General features: G+C 65.8%; 15 protein-coding genes. 12 read left to right on the top strand and 3 right to left on the bottom strand.

Translation table 11 applies throughout. From position 1 onward, the window contains the following. Window positions 1-50: 50 nt before the first annotated feature. Entirely contained in the window at window positions 51-1,427 is a 1,377-nt protein-coding gene (locus tag M9952_05790) for an aspartate aminotransferase family protein (protein MCO5312435.1), read from the bottom strand. A 174-nt stretch (window positions 1,428-1,601) separates the two neighbouring features. Here M9952_05790 and M9952_05785 point away from each other — a divergent pair, with 174 nt between their 5' ends. Both M9952_05785 and M9952_05780 read left to right on the top strand, forming a co-directional pair. After that, window positions 1,602-2,828: a cytochrome P450 gene (locus tag M9952_05785; protein ID MCO5312434.1), complete on the top strand. Its 1,227-nt coding sequence runs from the start codon at window positions 1,602-1,604 to the stop codon at window positions 2,826-2,828. Then, on the top strand, window positions 2,825-3,340 hold the full coding sequence (locus M9952_05780) for a hypothetical protein (GenBank protein MCO5312433.1): 516 nt from the start codon (window positions 2,825-2,827) through the stop codon (window positions 3,338-3,340). The genes M9952_05785 and M9952_05780 overlap by 4 nt, the downstream gene beginning before the upstream one ends. Window positions 3,341-3,387: 47 nt before the next feature. Here M9952_05780 and M9952_05775 read toward each other — a convergent pair whose 3' ends face one another. Further along, window positions 3,388-4,098 carry an ArsR family transcriptional regulator gene (locus M9952_05775; GenBank protein ID MCO5312432.1) on the bottom strand — a complete coding sequence of 237 codons (711 nt, stop codon included), beginning with the start codon at window positions 4,096-4,098 and terminating at the stop codon, window positions 3,388-3,390. Between the two features lie 140 nt (window positions 4,099-4,238). On the opposite strand from M9952_05775, the gene M9952_05770 reads away from it, so the two are divergent. The 5 genes from M9952_05770 to sufT all read left to right on the top strand — a co-directional run bounded on the left by M9952_05770 (window position 4,239) and on the right by sufT (window position 9,695). Continuing rightward, complete coding sequence (locus tag M9952_05770) at window positions 4,239-5,621, top strand: hypothetical protein (protein ID MCO5312431.1); 1,383 nt, start codon at window positions 4,239-4,241, stop codon at window positions 5,619-5,621. Between the two features lie 69 nt (window positions 5,622-5,690). Continuing rightward, a complete protein-coding gene (gene sufB, locus M9952_05765; protein ID MCO5312430.1) occupies window positions 5,691-7,127 on the top strand; it encodes a Fe-S cluster assembly protein SufB in 1,437 nt (478 codons plus the stop codon). Continuing rightward, window positions 7,127-7,876 carry a Fe-S cluster assembly ATPase SufC gene (sufC, locus tag M9952_05760; GenBank protein MCO5312429.1) on the top strand — a complete coding sequence of 250 codons (750 nt, stop codon included), beginning with the start codon at window positions 7,127-7,129 and terminating at the stop codon, window positions 7,874-7,876. The genes sufB and sufC overlap by 1 nt, the downstream gene beginning before the upstream one ends. After that, window positions 7,873-9,150, top strand: coding sequence for a Fe-S cluster assembly protein SufD (gene sufD, locus M9952_05755; protein ID MCO5312428.1), 1,278 nt, complete (start codon window positions 7,873-7,875; stop codon window positions 9,148-9,150). Before sufC ends, sufD begins: the two co-directional genes overlap by 4 nt. After that, window positions 9,147-9,695, top strand: coding sequence for a putative Fe-S cluster assembly protein SufT (gene sufT / locus M9952_05750; protein MCO5312427.1), 549 nt, complete (start codon window positions 9,147-9,149; stop codon window positions 9,693-9,695). Before sufD ends, sufT begins: the two co-directional genes overlap by 4 nt. A 51-nt stretch (window positions 9,696-9,746) precedes the next feature. Here sufT and M9952_05745 read toward each other — a convergent pair whose 3' ends face one another. Next, entirely contained in the window at window positions 9,747-10,163 is a 417-nt protein-coding gene (locus M9952_05745; GenBank protein ID MCO5312426.1) for a PadR family transcriptional regulator, read from the bottom strand. Between the two features lie 480 nt (window positions 10,164-10,643). Here M9952_05745 and M9952_05740 point away from each other — a divergent pair, with 480 nt between their 5' ends. The 5 genes from M9952_05740 (at window position 10,644) to M9952_05720 (ending at window position 16,080) form a co-directional block, all read left to right on the top strand. Continuing rightward, on the top strand, window positions 10,644-11,762 hold the full coding sequence (locus M9952_05740) for an NDMA-dependent alcohol dehydrogenase (protein ID MCO5312425.1): 1,119 nt from the start codon (window positions 10,644-10,646) through the stop codon (window positions 11,760-11,762). Between the two features lie 47 nt (window positions 11,763-11,809). Continuing rightward, entirely contained in the window at window positions 11,810-12,790 is a 981-nt protein-coding gene (locus M9952_05735) for a MoxR family ATPase (protein ID MCO5312424.1), read from the top strand. Then, window positions 12,787-13,716, top strand: coding sequence for a VWA domain-containing protein (locus tag M9952_05730; protein MCO5312423.1), 930 nt, complete (start codon window positions 12,787-12,789; stop codon window positions 13,714-13,716). The genes M9952_05735 and M9952_05730 overlap by 4 nt, the downstream gene beginning before the upstream one ends. A 121-nt stretch (window positions 13,717-13,837) precedes the next feature. Continuing rightward, the gene (locus M9952_05725; protein ID MCO5312422.1) at window positions 13,838-15,472 is read left to right on the top strand and encodes an MFS transporter; all 1,635 of its coding nucleotides are present in this window, start codon (window positions 13,838-13,840) and stop codon (window positions 15,470-15,472) included. Then, entirely contained in the window at window positions 15,472-16,080 is a 609-nt protein-coding gene (locus M9952_05720; GenBank protein MCO5312421.1) for a TetR/AcrR family transcriptional regulator, read from the top strand. Before M9952_05725 ends, M9952_05720 begins: the two co-directional genes overlap by 1 nt. Window positions 16,081-16,094: the final 14 nt, after the last annotated feature.

Here is a 16,094-nt window from a genome sequence, read left to right as displayed (position 1 = left end):
CGCCACCAGCGCTCGCCGCGCCAGCGCTGAGTCAAACGCCGGAGTTCGCCCTACGCCACGAACGCGTCGGCGATCTCCAACGCCTTGTCGATCGCCGCGAGCCCGGTGCGGACATCCTCGGGTGAGGTGTTGCACGGCGGCGTGATGTGGATGCGGTTGAAGTGGGTGAATGCCCACACTCCCTGCTCTCGGATCGCCGCCACCATCTCGGCCATCGGCTTCGCATCGGCACCCGACGCGTTGTAGGGCACGAGCATCTCGCGGGTCTCGCGATCGCGCACGAGCTCGATCGCCCAGAACACCCCGAGGCCGCGCACCTCGCCGATCGACCGATGCCGCTCAGACATCGACGCGAGTTCCGGCCCGATCACCTCGCTTCCGAGCCGACGCGCCTGTCCCAAGATGTCCTCGTCCCGGAAGATGTTGATCGAGGCGACCGCCGCCGCTGCCGCCAGCGGATGCCCGCTGTAGGTCAGTCCTCCGGGATAGGCACGCTCGGCGAAGGTGACCGCGATCGCCTCGGAGATCACGACACCGCCGAGTGGCACATATCCCGAGTTGACCCCCTTGGCGAAGCAGATGAGGTCGGGGGTGACGTCCCAGTGCTGCACGGCGAACCATTCGCCGCATCGCCCGAACCCGGCCATCACCTCATCCGCGATCATGACGATGCCGTAGCGATCACAGATCTCACGCACTCCCGCGAGGTAGCCGGGGGGCGGGACCAGAATGCCGTTGGTGCCGACGACCGATTCGAGGATGATCGCCGCGACGTTGTCGCGCCCCTCGAACATGATGAGTTCCTCCAGGTGAGCGAGCGCACGCTCGGTCTCCTGTTCCGGGCTCTGGGAGTGGAACGAGGATCGGTACGGATACGGCCCCCAGTACCGCACCACCCCGGAGATCGCCGGTTCCGACGGCCAGCGACGAGGATCGCCGGTGAGGGTGATCGCCCCGTGGGTTGCCCCGTGATAGCTCCGGTGCGCCGCCAGCACCTTGTGGCGACCGGTGTGGAGCCGAGCCATCCGGATAGCATTTTCGTTCGCCTCCGCACCACCGGAGGTGAAGAACACCATCTCCAATCCGTCGGGGGCGACCTCGGCGATGAGGCGGGCAGCCTCCGAGCGCTCCGCATTGGCATGAAACGGGGCGATGGTGCACAGACGCCCGGCCGCCTCTTGGATCGCTGCGACCAGCTTCGGGTGCTGATGGCCAAGATTCACGTTCATCAGCTGACTTGAGAAGTCGAGGTATCTGTTGCCCTTGTAGTCGTAGATCCACGAACCCTCTGCCCGAGCGACGGGCAACGGATTGATGAGCTTTTGTGCCGACCACGAATGAAACACGTGCGCCCGGTCGTTGCCGAAGGTGTCCTCGGCGTTGTCGTAACCGGGGCCGGATTCGAGCGAGGCATTCAAATCGAACATCGAGGTTCCCTTCGTGGTCGGCTCTGCCCGGGGTCGCTGGGCGATGGATGCGCCGGGCACAGGTGAGAGCCTCCACATCGTGCCACTACATCGAGGTGACGAACGACCGGTTGTGACGGGGCAGACCGCTTGATAGACAGGCGCTGTCCACAGGACGACGAGGGAGGCGCGCAAATGCCTGTACCTGTACCCGCCGGTTACGACCTGACGAACCCCGACATCTTCGCAACCGGGGTGCCGCTGGAGGAATACGCCTGGCTCAGACGCACGGCGCCGGTGTTCTGGAACGCACAGACCGCGGCGGAGAGCAGCTTCGACGACGGTGGGCTCTGGATCCTGTCGCGCCTCGCAGACGTGAAGGCCGTGTCGTGTGCCCGCACCGGCTGGTCGAGCGAGGAGAACACGGCAATTCCTCGCTTCGACGGCAAGACCGTGGGCTACCAGGAGCGCGAGGTCCAAAAGCACATGATGCTGAACATGGACGATCCACGCCATGCCCGCGTCCGCGGCGTCGTGTCCCGGGGCATCTTTTCGCCGCGGTCGGTGGACAAGCTCCACGACCTGCTCGGCCGGTGGGCCGAAAAGATCATCCTCGACGCCAAAGAGAAGGGGTCGGGCGATTTTGTCGCGGACATCGCGTGCGAGCTTCCGCTGCAAGCCATCGCCGAACTGGTCGGCTTTCCGCAGGAGGACCGCAAGAAGATCTTCGACTGGTCCAACCAGATGATGGCCTATGACGACCCCGACTACGACGTCGATCCGGCCGTCGCCGCTGCGGAGATCCTCGGGTACGCGACGGTCATGGGCGAAGACCGAAAGGCCAACCCGCGCGGCGACATCGTGTCGCGGCTGGTGGCTGCCGCCGACGATGAGGTGCTCAGCACCGAGGAGTTCGGGTTCTTCATCCTCATCCTTGCGGTCGCCGGCAACGAGACGACCCGCAACGCCATCAGCCACGGCATGCAGGGGTTCTTCGACAACCCCGACCAGTGGGAGTTGTACAAGCGGGAGCGTCCGACGACCACGGCCGATGAGATCGTACGGTGGGGTACCCCCGTGCAGATCTTCCAGCGCACAGCGCTCGAAGACGTCGAGATCGGTGGGCAGTTGATCACCGGCGGTCAGCGGGTTGGCCTGCTGTACGGTTCGGCGAACTACGACGAAGAGGTCTTCGACGATCCGAACCGTTTCGACATCAGCCGCAACCCGAACCCGCACGTCGGATTCGGCGGTGGCGGCGTGCACTACTGCCCCGGATCGCACCTTGCGAAGCTCGAGATCGATCTCATCTTCAACGCGATCGCGGATCACCTCCCCGACATCGCGTCGGCCGGCCCTCAGCGACGGCTGCGCGCCGGTTGGCTCAACGGCATCAAGAAGATGCCGGTCACCTACCGGTGACGATCGACAACACCGCCCTTTCAACCCCTGACGCGCACACAGCGGTTCGTCTGGGGCAACGTTGGCCGGCGATTCGCGCGTTCTCCTGGATCGGGGCCATCTGCATCGTGGCCGGCGGCCTCGTGGCGGCGGTTACGCGGCCGACCGGATTTGCGATGGGGTCATGGCTCGCCGCATTTCTGGTGCTCGTCGGCGGCGTGGCGCAGTTGGGCCTGGGCATCGGCCAGGGGTGGATCGCGACGAGCCTCCCCGAACCCGACCTCGTGCGCAGCGAGTTGACCACGTGGAACCTCGGCGCTGCGTTGACGATTGCGGGAAGCCTGACGAAATCGCCGGTGCTCACGACGGTCGGTTCGCTCAGCGTGGCGGCGGCGCTGCTGCTGTTCCTCCGGGGCGTCTCCGTCTCACCGCCGGAACTCCAGCGCCAGCGTTTGGCGTACCGATTGCTGGTTTGGTCCGTCCTGTTGTCCACTCCGGTCGGCATCGCGCTGGCGTGGATCCGTCACGGATAACCACCCGCCGTATGGCCGCCGCTGCTCCCGCGCGCGTTGCTCAGGGTTCATCCGGGTTCGTCCGGAGCCGTGTCCCCTGCGAGGGTCAACTTCCCGCGGCGAAGCTCCGGTTCGGTCGACGCGTCGTAGCGGACCCGCAGAACGCAGTTCGCGCTGTCGGGATCGCAAGCGACGAGTTCCTCCACCCGCAGGTCGGTCCCATCGATGAGCCCCTCTGCGATCCCGAGATGCATCGAACAGACCACCTCTCGAGCAACGCTCGCCGTGGATGCGAAGGGGCAGGAGTGCAACACGACGTCGGCACCACCGGGAACCTCGCGGACCTCCGGCTGGAAACCCTGACGGGCCATGGCGATGCTCAGATCGGCAATCGGGTCGACCGAGGTGTCCGGTGCCCGCAGGTGCTGCGCTGAGCGTCGCCCAACCTCCTCGGGCGCCAGGCCGGAGGTGATGACCTCGGCGAGGAGTCGACTGATCTGCTCGTAGGAGCCGACGACCCCCCACCGGTTCTGCGCCGACGGATCGATGAGATACTCGTGCGGCGGTCGGCCCCGCCCGGCCGAACGGCCTTTGCGTTCGATCACCAGGCCCGCTGCCACCAGGTGGGCAAGGTGTTGGCGGATGGCGTTGTGGTTGAGGCCGAAGTGCCCGGTGAGTTCGCTGACGCCGACGGCGTGGTCGGCCTCGGCGATCAGCATGAAGATTCCGTGGCGGGTCGGGTCTCCAAGGGCTCGGGCTTGCTTTTGAATGGTCGACATGGTCGGTCCCCCCGGCGTCGGTGAGCTCCCGCAGTAAATTCCGTCTCAGACTAGAGAAAATCTCGACGCGCCGCCGGGCCGGGGCCTACCGTGGCCCTTGAGCACCCCGGCGGATACCGCCGACACAACCGAGGAGTGACATGAACGCGTTCCTGTTACCCAAGACGCCCATCACCTCGATCGATGAGTACCTCGCCACCGACGTCGGAGGCGTCGGGATCCAAACCGCCCAACGCCTGGGAGCCGCGGCCACCATCGACGTCATCACCGCGTCCGGCCTTCGCGGGCGGGGTGGCGCCGGCTTTCCGACCGGGCGCAAGTGGGCGGGGATCGCCGGCCAACAGACCTCACGCCGCTACGTCGTGTGCAACGCGGCAGAGGGCGAACCCGGCACGTTCAAGGACCGCGCCCTGCTGCGGGCCAACCCCTACCAGGTCGTCGAGGGCCTGCTCGTCGCTGCACACGCCGTCGACGCAACCGAGGCGTTTCTCTGTCTCAAGGCCTCCTTCGAACACGAGGTCGAAGCGATCACCCGCGCGGTCCGAGAGATGCAATCGGCGGGCATCTGCACCGACTACAGCGTGACGATCGTGAGCGGCCCCGACGAATACCTCTTCGGTGAAGAGAAGGCGATGCTCGAAGTGATCGAAGGCAAGCCGCCGCTGCCCCGTTGGTTCCCACCCTACGAACACGGCCTGTTCGCATCGTCGCCCCAAGAAGGGTGGGAGGCCACACCGAGCGCGTCCGGATCGCGACTCGGCGAACCGAATCCCACCCTGGTGAACAACCTTGAGACCCTTGCGAACGTGCCGCACATCCTCGCCAGAGGTGTGGATTGGTTCCGCTCGATGGGCACCACCGAGTCGCCGGGCACCGTGGTCGTGACCGTCGTCGGCGATGTCGTGAACCCCGACGTCGGCGAGGTCGAGATGGGTACTCCGCTGGGTGCGGTCATCGAGGCCGTGGGCCACGCCACGAAACCCGGCCGCACGGTCAAGGCGGTGTTTTCCGGCGTTGCCAACCCCGTCCTCACCGCGGACCAACTCGATACGCCGGTGAGCTACGAGGGGTTCGCCGCCGCGGGTAGCGCCATGGGTTCGGCCGGCTTCATCGTCTTCGACGACGACGCGTGCATGGTCGATGCCGTCTGGCAGTTCTCGCGGTTCCTGTCGATCGAGTCCTGCGGGCAGTGCCCGCCCTGCAAACTGGGAACGGGAGAAATCACCGAACATCTGGCGCAGATCGAGTCAGGGGCCGGAACCGAACACGACATCACCGCCATCGGCGGATGGCTCGAGCGGGTCACCGACGGCAGCCGCTGCTTCCTCGCCACCGAGGAGCAACGGGTCGTCGCCAGCGTCCTGCGCTCCTTTCCCGAGGAGTTCGTCGAGCACCTGGAGGGCGGCCGATGCCCACGCCATTCCCGGCCGCTCGCCAAGTTGGTCGATCTCGTCGACGGAATCGCCACCTACGACGACACCTACCGGCACAAACGGCCGGACTGGACCTACGCCGAGGCGTAGCACTCCTCTCAGCTGTTGATTTCTCTACCCATTACTAGATAAATTAGCGGTACCTGGAGAGGAGACTTCATGACCGACGTCATCGACCAGCTCATCGAACGCGACTATGCCTTCGGCTTCGAGAGCAACATCGAGACCGAGCGCGCCCCCAAAGGACTCAACGAGGACGTGGTCCGCCTCATCTCGGCAAAGAAAAACGAGCCCGAATGGCTGCTCGAATGGCGCCTCGCCGCGCTCCAGCACTTCGCCGCCATGGAAGAACCCGACTGGCCGAAGGTGTACTACCCGCCGATCGACTACCAGGACATGTATTACTGGGCCGCCCCCAAGCCAAAGGGCCCTGCCCCCAAGAGCCTCGACGAGGTCGACCCCGAGATCCGCGCCACCTTCGACAAGCTCGGCATCTCCCTCGCCGAACAGGAACGCCTGTCGGGAGTCGCGGTGGACGCGATCATCGATTCGGTATCGGTGGCCACCACCTTCAAGGCGAAACTCGCCGAGGTCGGCGTCATCTTCTGCTCCTTTTCCGACGCGGTTCAGGAACACCCCGAGCTCGTTCGCAAGTACCTCGGAACGGTCGTTGCACCGCGCGACAACTACTTCGCCGCACTGAACTCGGCGGTGTTCTCCGACGGCTCGTTCGCCTACATCCCTGCGGGGGTTGCCTGCCCGATGGAACTGTCGACCTACTTCCGGATCAACGCCAAGGAGACCGGCCAGTTCGAACGGACACTCATCGTTGCGGAAGAGGGAGCCAGCGTCAGCTACCTCGAGGGGTGCACCGCGCCGATGCGCGACGAGAACCAACTCCACGCCGCCGTGGTTGAACTGGTCGCGCTCGACGACTCCTCCATCAAGTACTCGACCGTGCAGAACTGGTACCCCGGCGATGCCGAAGGAAGGGGCGGGATCTACAACTTCGTCACCAAGCGAGGGCGCGCCGCGAACCGGGCCAAGATCTCCTGGACCCAGGTCGAGACCGGATCCGCCATCACGTGGAAATACCCGAGCGTGATCCTCCAAGGAGACGACTCCGTCGGCGAGTTCTACTCGGTGGCGGTCACCAACAACTGCCAGCAGGCCGACACCGGAACCAAGATGATCCACATCGGCCGCAACACGTCGAGCACGATCGTTTCCAAGGGCATCTCGGCTGGCAGGGCACAGAACACCTACCGCGGGCAGGTCAAGGTGCTGCGCTCGGCCACCGGCGCCCGCAACTACACCCGCTGCGACTCGCTCCTCATCGGTGGCGACTGTGGTGCGCACACCTTCCCCTACATCGAGGTGAAGAACGACAGCGCCGAGATCGAACACGAGGCCTCCACCTCGAAGATCAGCGACGACCAGCTCTTTTATTGCCGACAACGGGGGCTGACCGAGGAGGATGCGACATCCATGATCGTGAACGGATTCTGCCGCGAGGTGTTCGATGAACTCCCCATGGAATACGCCGTCGAAGCACAGGCGCTCATGCGGGTGAGCCTCGAAGGGGCGGTGGGGTGATGCTGTCCATCCACCAACTCACCGCATCGGTCGACGGCCGACCGATCCTCAAGGGTCTCGACCTCGAGATCGGCCCCGGAGAGGTCCATGCGATCATGGGCCCGAACGGGGCCGGGAAGTCCACCCTGTCCAACGTGCTCGCCGGCCGCGATGGCTACGAGGTCGGCGGCACCGCCACCCTCGACGGGATCGACCTGTTGACCATTGACCCCGAGGCACGCGCTGCCGCCGGGTTGTTTCTGTCCTTTCAATACCCCGTGGAAATCCCCGGAGTCGGCAACATGTACTTCCTGCGTACCGCGCTGAATGCGCTACGCCGAAGCCGGGGAGTCTCCGAGGTCTCCGCGGTCGACTTCCTCAGCCTCGCCAGACAGCACATGGCCCAGCTGGAGATGGATCCGGCCTTCCTCAGCCGAGGGGTCAACGAGGGGTTCTCCGGCGGGGAGAAGAAGCGCAATGAACTCCTGCAGATGTCGCTGCTCGAACCCCGATTGGCCATCCTCGACGAGATCGACTCAGGCCTCGACATCGACGCCCTTCGCATCGTTGCGGCGGGGGTCGAACGCCTCCGGAATCCGCAACGGTCGATGCTGATCATCACCCACTACCCGCGTCTGTTGGAAGCGGTGCGACCCGACCGGGTCCACGTGCTGGCCGACGGGCGCATCACCCACTCGGGCGGCTATGAACTCGCGCTCGAACTCGAGGAGCACGGCTACTCCCTGACCGCCGAAAGTGGCGCCGCATGACCACCCCGGCCTCACTGCTCGACCGACTCGCACCGCAGGTCAACACGGGTGTCCGAGCCGAGCGCGGCAGGACCTGGTTTCGCGCTCACGGGTTTCCAAACCCACGCCAAGAGGCGTGGCGCTACACGCCGGTCGATGAAATCGCCCGGGTGATCGCCGAGGGAACTCCTGGTCCTCACGCCACTGCCGGAATCGATGCTGCGACCATCGACCGCCTGGCCGGAAGCCACGGCGGACCACGCATGGTGTTCCTCAACGGAGCGCTCGCTCGCGAACTGTCCGATCTCGATTCCGAGATTCAGGGGCTGGTCCTCGCCGGGGTCGATGACCTGCGCCCTCGACGCCGACCCGATCAGTTGCCCCCTACCGATGAACCTGCGGACGGCTTCCATGCCCTCAACTGGGCGGCAGGACGCGACGTCGCAGGAATCATCGTCGAGTCCGATACGACCCCCGATGTACCCGTTCACGTCGTTCACCTCGCAGTCCCAGGCGAATCGGTTTCGGTCTCGCACCCACGAACCGTCATCGCGATCCGGCCCCGCAGCCGCGCCACGGTCATCGAGTCCTTCGTGGGTCTCGGGGGTCGGGCGGTGACGAACTCGTCGACCCGAATCGTGGTTGGCGACGACGCCACCCTGACCTACCACCGGCTGATGGCCGAACCCGAGGGCACCATCCACGTCGCACGCACCGCCATGATGCAGTCCCGCGGATCGACGGTCACCGGGCGCAGCATCATCTGTGGCGGCGACATCGTGCGAAATGCCATCGAAGTCACCCTGAGCGGAGACGGCGCAACCTCGAATCTCGAGGGTCTGTATCTCCCGATCGGATCAGAGCGTCACGACAACATGATCACCGTCGATCATGCGGCCTCCCACGGCCGGTCGATGCAACGGTTCAAGGGCATCGTGGACGATCACGGTCGCGGCTCGTTCAGCGGCCATGTCATCGTGAGCCACGGCACGGTCGGCAACGATGCCGACCAATCAAATCCGAACCTGGTGCTCACCCCGGCCGCTCAGGCCGACAGCCGACCATGGCTCGAGATCTACGCCGACGACGTTGCCTGCAATCACGGGGCAACGGTCGGTCGTCTCGACTCCGACGCGTTGTTCTATCTGCGCAGCCGCGGCATTCCGGCGACCGAGGCCCGCTCGATGCTCGTGGCGGCGTTCGCTGCCGAGATCCTCGACGCGGTCGAGCCGACATCGCTGCGAGAATGGCTCGATGCCGTGATAGCACGACGTCACGGAAGCAGGACCGCATGAGCGCGGCGTGGAACCCCATCCATGTCTCCAGAGACACCCGCGCTTCGACGGTTCCCGCCGGCAACCCCGTGGTCCTTGCTGAGGGCACCGAGGTCACGATCATCCAACAACTCGGTGGCTCGGTCACGGTTCGAAACCAGATGGGTGCCCTGTTGCGCATCGACGGCGCCGATGCCGATGCGCTCGGTATCGAGATCGAAGACATCGGCCTCAGCGCCCGGAGCGACGGCCCCTTCGAGATGAGTCAGGTGCTCGAGGCCCTCGGCGAGGTTTACGACCCCGAAATCCCGGTCAACATCGTCGAACTTGGCCTCGTCTATCGATGTGAGGAACACCAACGAGCCGATGGCGGACGTCGAATCGAGATCGACATGTCGATGACTGCCCCGGGTTGCGGGATGGGCGATGTGTTACGCCTCGATGCCGAACGGGCCGTGGCCGCGGTGCCGGGCGTCGACGAGGTGGTGGTCGAGGTGGTGTGGTTCCCACCGTGGAACATGGGCCTGATGTCAGACGCCGCCCGGCTCCAACTCGGCTTGATGTAGCGAGCGGGGCACAACACCGAAGTACCCCGCTCGCCGCGCCGACGTCGTCACCTACGCGTCGATCCCGTCGGGGTCGTCGCCGCCCTCATCACCGGAATCCGCCGTGGGTTCATCGGCGAGGATTCGATAGATCGACCGCCTGGCCTCCACGAGCACCTCGGCCACCTTGGCCTGCTGCGAGGCATCGGCACCCATTGCCACCCCTCGAACCGCGTGGCCGAGTTGAGCCACGAGCCCTCGGAGTTCGAAACCGGCGGCGACGTCGTCGCCGGCCCACGGTTCGCGGTCTTGCGCAGCGAGCGATTCGGCGGCCTCGCGACCCGAATCGGTCAACCGAAAGACGCGCTTGCCGTCGGACTCGTTCGCCTCGATCAACCCCTCGTCCTCAAGTTGGCTCAGGGTCGGATACACAGCGCCCGGACTCGGCCGCCACCGCCCGCCGCTGCGTTCGTCGAGGGTACGGATCATCTCGTAGCCGTGCATTGGCGCTTCGGCCAGCAACGCGAGCAGCGCGGTGCGAATCTGCCCTCGGCGCGCCCTTCCTCGCCCACCCGGACCGCCGCCTCGCGGGCCGCCGCCGAATGACCCACCACCCTTCGGACCAGGCGGTCGCCGACCGAACCGTCGCGGGTCTCCAGGGTCGTCGGGGTCAAACCAACGAGCACCGCGGCCAGGCCGGCCCGGAGTTGGCATTGCACCGAAGACGAACATCGCCGGTGCACAAGTTTCTTCATTCTCACGTCGTGTGTTCATGACGTGCTCCTTTCATCGGTCGTGGACGTTCCATCGACCGGAGTAATCTATATCACGATATATCGTGCTATGCCAACTATCTGTTCCCTCACACCTCCTCGCCACCCCGACCCACCATCGGGGGGTGTAGAAAGAGACAACAACGTTCGACGTTCGTGCAGGGGCCGAGCGGTCGATCCAACAAGGGGGAAACCGATGGAAACACGCGCAGCAGTCCTGTGGAACGTGGGCGAAGAGTGGAAGATCGAAAACATCACCCTCGACGACCCCGGACCCGGCGATGTCCTCGTCGAGATGAAGGTCGCCGGCATGTGCCACTCGGACGAACATGTCGTCACCGGTGACATGTTGATGCCGCACTACCCGTGCATCGGTGGCCACGAAGGCGCCGGGGTCGTGCTCGCCGTCGGCTCGCATGTCACCAGCGTCGAAGTGGGCGATCACGTGTCGATGTCGTTCATCCCGAGCTGCGGACGCTGCAAGTACTGCGCATCCGGACGCCAGAACCTCTGCAACGAGGGCGCCAAGCTGTTCGACCTCGGGATGATGAGTGACGGACGCGTCGCCCACCACATCGCCGGCACCGACACCCCCGCGTCGCGCATGTGTCAGGTCGGCACATTTGCCGAACACGTGCTGGTCAGCGAAAACTCCGTCGTCAAGGTCGACAAGGATCTGCCATGGCACGCAGTGGCGCTGGTCAGCTGCGGGGTCGCCACCGGATACGGCTCGGCGGTACATCGCGCCGGAGTCAAGCCCGGCGACAACGTGGCGGTGGTCGGTTGCGGTGGTATCGGAATGAACGCAGTTCAGGGAGCAAAGCTCGCCGGAGCCAAACGCGTCATCGCCATCGACCCGGTCGAGTTCAAGCGCGAACAGGCGATGGAGTTCGGCGCCACCCACACGTTCTCCAGCATCGAGGAGGCGATGGCAACCGTCCCCGACCTCACCTGGGGCGACATGTGTGACGCCGTGATCCTGACCGTCGGCGTCATGACGGGCGACCTGGTGCAGCCAGCGCTCGACCTCACCGCCAAGGGCGGCACCGTCGTCATGACCTCCGTCGCCAACATGATGGAGGGCGAGGTCACGCTCAACAGCTTCACCTTCGCGATGCTCAACAAGGAACTCAAGGGCAGTCTGTTCGGTTCCGGCAACCCCCGCTATGACATCCCCGAACTACTGTCGATGTATCGCGAGGGCGACATCAAGCTCGACGAACTGGTCACCAAGCGCTACACCCTCGACCAGGTGAACGAGGGATACGAGGCGATGCGCGCCGGCGAGAACCTGCGCGGCATCATCGAGTTCTGATCCGCTCCGCGTCTCAGCAGCACTCGGCCACCTCTCACGACCCTCCGATGACCTTCGTTGACCACCGCGGCCTCGTCGATCGCCTCGACGCTCGAGTGGTCGGCCGCCGCACCGAACTCGAGCAGGTGATCGCAGGGCTGGCGGCCGGACGGCATCTTCTTCTGGAGGGACCTCCCGGCACGGGCAAGTCGACGCTTTTGCGTTCCATCGCTGAAGAGCTCGACCAGGGGTTTCACTTTGTCGAGGGCAACGCTGAACTCACCCCGGCGCGGCTCGTGGGCACCTTCGATCCCGCTGCCGTCCTCGAGCGCGGCTACCGCGCCGAGGTGTTCCTCGACGGACCGTTGACCGCCGCGCTCCGAGAGGGCTCGTTGCTCTACATCGAGGAGATCAACCGGATCCCGGAGGAGACCCTCAACGTACTCATCGGCGTGATGAGTGAGGGGTCGATCGAGGTGCCGCGGCTCGGCAACGTTATCGCCGGCGACGGGTTCCGTCTCGTGGCCGCAATGAATCCGTTCGACGCGATCGGCACCGCCCGGATCTCGGGAGCGGTCTATGACCGGGTGTGTCGGCTCGAAATGGGATATCAGGAGGTGGCCGACGAGCGGGCGATCGTCGAAGCCCGGACGAGCGACGCCACCGACATGGTCGGCGCCGAGTTCATCGCTGCATCCGTCGACATCGTCCGCGCTACCCGCAGACACCCGGACCTGCGAACCGGCTCGTCGGTTCGCGGATCGATCGACCTCGTTCTCGTCGCCGCACAACTCGCGGCGTTGCGAAACGCAGCCGCCTTCGATCCAGCGGTCTCCCGCGACGCCGCACAGCTGGCATTGTCGGGCAGGGTACGGGTGCGCGACGGGTGCTCGCGTTCGGCTGCCGAGATCGTCGACGAACTCTGGCGCGAGCACCTCGCCCCTCGCGACGCGCACGACCCGGCTTCGAACGAACCGGACGGGGGACACGACGGCGGCCCAAAAGCGCACCGCCACCCTCCGGCGGTGGCGACGACTCGACGCGGGTGATCGACGGCGACGAAGCGCGCGAAGCCATCGCCCAGGCGGCACGGCGCACGACCGCCCGCCGCGACCTCGAACGCCACGACCGCTTCAGCGAGATCAGCCCCGAGGTCGGCGTCCTCGACGACGGGGCGTTCGGCGATCTCATGGACGACGACCTCGACGAGGCGCTCACCCTGCTCGTGGACATGGCGACCGCCACCGACGCCGAGTTGCGCGCCCAGGCACGGGCGTTGGCGGCACGCATCATCGTCGACCTCGCGAAATCCGGCGGTGCCGCCCGTCGCGGAATCGGACGCTTGAGCTCGCGCCGCGCGTCGGTCGCGGAAGGCGACGTCGACCTCGACGCCAGTCTCGAGTCGATCTCCGCGGCACGTGCCGCCGGGGAGCCGGTATCGCTGGACGAGTTGACTGTGCGATCGTGGGTCCGCCCGGACACCGCAGTGTGCCTGCTCGTCGACCGGTCCGGTTCGATGCGCGGCGAGCGTCTCGCGGCCGCGGCGCTCGCCGCGGCCGCGGTCGCCTATCGCCACCCCCACCACTCGGCGGTCGTCGCGTTCAGTGGAACCGCCGTCGTCGCCAAGGCGATCGACGAGGAACGCCATGGCGACGATTTGGCCGATGACGTGTTGCAACTGAGAGGCCACGGCGTCACCGACCTCGGACTCGCTGCGAGAACTGCGCAGGCTCAACTCGAGCGTTCGAAGGCGGCGCGCCGCATCACCTTGTTGCTGTCCGATGCCCGCTCCACCTCCGGCGGCGACCCGACCGAGGATGCCGCCGCGTTGCGCTCGCTCGGCGAGCTGGTCATCCTCGCACCGGCGAGCGACACCGAAGATGCCGCAGCGCTCGCGGCAGCGACCGGCGCCCGCCTGATTGCGCTGGAAGGTCCGGGTGACGTTCCGCGCGCCATCGCCGAGGCCCTCGGCTGAACCCTCCCGCACAGGGCGTTTCAAGAGGGTCCGGTAGCGAAACAGTACAGAACTGTTGCGAAACCCCGGACGCCACATCTAGGGTCGGTCGGTCCATCCCCGCCAGAAAGCCGCATCACCCATGGCCCACGATGCCTCCCCGACCGGAGCCGTTCCGGCAGACCACGACCCCATCGCGTCGGGCGCCGACGATACGTTCGGTATCGATCCCGGCATCTACGCACGCCGCTGGCAGATCCACTCGGTGCTGTGCGTCAGCCTCGTGGCGATCGTCGCCGCAGTCAGCTCCCTGAACGTCGCCATCCCCACGATCATCGAGGCCCTCGAACCGTCGCCCACCCAGACACTGTGGATCGTCGACTCCTACGCCCTGGTCTTCGCGGGGCTGTTGTTGCCCGCCGGAGCCGTCGGCGACCGCTTCGGACGCAAGAAGGCGCTGCAGATCGGCATCGTCATCTTCGGAACCATGGCGCTCGTGGCCTCCTTCGCCAACTCCGCCAATGCACTGATCGCCGCTCGAGCGGTCATGGGCATCGGCGCCGCGTTGATCATGCCGGCGACCCTGTCGATCATCACCAACGTGTTCCCTCCGCACGAACGCGCCAAGGCCATCGCCGCCTGGGCGGGGCTGTCGGGAGCGGGTGGTGCGCTCGGACCACTGCTGTCGGGGCTGATCCTCAAGGCCGACCTGTGGTGGGGAGCGGTGTTTCTCATCAACGTCCCGATCGCCATCTTGTTGTTCTCCCTCGTCGCCCTGCGCGTCCCCGAGTCCAAAGACCCGTCCGGACATGCGCTCGACCCGGTCGGTGTCGTCCTCAGCATCGTCACATTGGGCTCGCTGGTCTTCGGCATCATCGAAGCGCCGGAGTACGGCTGGAGCTCAGCTCGAGTGCTGGCCGCGCTCGGCCTCAGCCTCGTAGCGGGGTTGGGTTTCGTCGCCTACGAATCACGCACCGCCCAACCGATGCTCGACCCGCGGCTGTTCCGCTTCCGCGGCTTCTCGGTCGGGGCCCTCACCATCACGTGTGCGTTCTTCTGCATGTTCGGTACGTTCTATGCGTTGACCCTCTACCTGCAGTTCGTGAAGGGCTACTCCCCGCTCGGAGCGGCCCTGCGCACGCTGCCCCAGGCGGTGGTGATGGTGCTGGTCGCCCCCCGCAGCCCGCGACTCGTCGCCAAGATCGGCGTGCACAACAACGTCCGTCTGGGGTTCGCCACGCTCGCTGTCGCCTACCTGATCATGAGTCGCTTCACCGTCGACACGCCGTACTGGGTGATCATGATCTGTCTCGTGTTGTTGGCGGTTGGCATGGCGGTCATGACCGCGCCGACCTCCGCCGTGATCGTCGGCTCGCTCCCCCTGGCAAAGGCCGGGGTGGGATCCGCGGTCAACGACGTCACCCGGGAGGTCGGCGGGGTTCTGGGCATCGCCTTGATGGGTTCGTTCCTCAGCACCGGCTACGCCTCGAAGATCGTCGACCGGCTCGCTGGATCTCCCATCCCGGACGGCCCGCGTCATGCAATTGAAGAATCCATCGGCGTCGCGTTCGGCGTGGTCGACCGCGGGCTCGCCGAGGGAACGATCACCAACGACCAGGCCGAGGGGATCCGAGCGATCGCCCGGGAGTCGTTCATCACCGGAAACCGAAACGCGTTCCTGGCGGCCTTCGGTGTCGCGGTGATCGGAGGGCTGATCGTCGGGACGTTCATGCCCAAAGACGCCGGCGATCACCGTCCGGCCGCTGCGAGTTCCTGATGACTCCGGACCACCATGATCCCGACATGTGTGTCGACCCGCGGATCCGCCGCACCCGCGAGGCGGTGCTCTCCACGACGCTGACCCTGCTCGCCGAACGTGGATTTGCCGGGATCTCGATCGACGCCATCTCCAAATCCAGCGGTGTAGCCCGCACCACGATCTATCGCCACTGGCCGAGCCTCGGCGACATCGTGCACGAGGCCTCAACCACCGTCAGCCGACCGGCGAGCATTCGCCACACCGATGATCCATGGGACGACATCTGCCATCTCGTCCACCAACTCGCCGAGAGCCTCCGATCGAGCGAGTGGGGTCGGGTGATGCCGTCACTCGTCGACGCCGCCAATCGCGACGACACCATCTACAACTTGCAGACTCTGCGCAGCAGCCAGCGCCGCGCAGTGCTCGAGTCGCTGGTCGTCCGCGCACAGGACGCCGGCCAGATCGCCTCCGATGCCGACCCGGGCTTCGTCGCTGAATTGCTCTCCGGGCCGCTCTTCGCACGGCAGTACATCAGCCACCTTCCCCTCGATGACCAGTTCGTCGATCGACTGTTGGACTACGTCCGTCACCATCCTGCGAACGAACACCCGGCGCGACCCTGAGTCAAATGATCTGA

The organism is Microthrixaceae bacterium (assembly GCA_023957975.1).
GTDB lineage: Bacteria > Actinomycetota > Acidimicrobiia > Acidimicrobiales > Microtrichaceae > JAMLGM01.
Note: the sequence above shows the minus strand (reverse complement) of the source record. Positions and strands in the feature narration are given on the sequence as shown.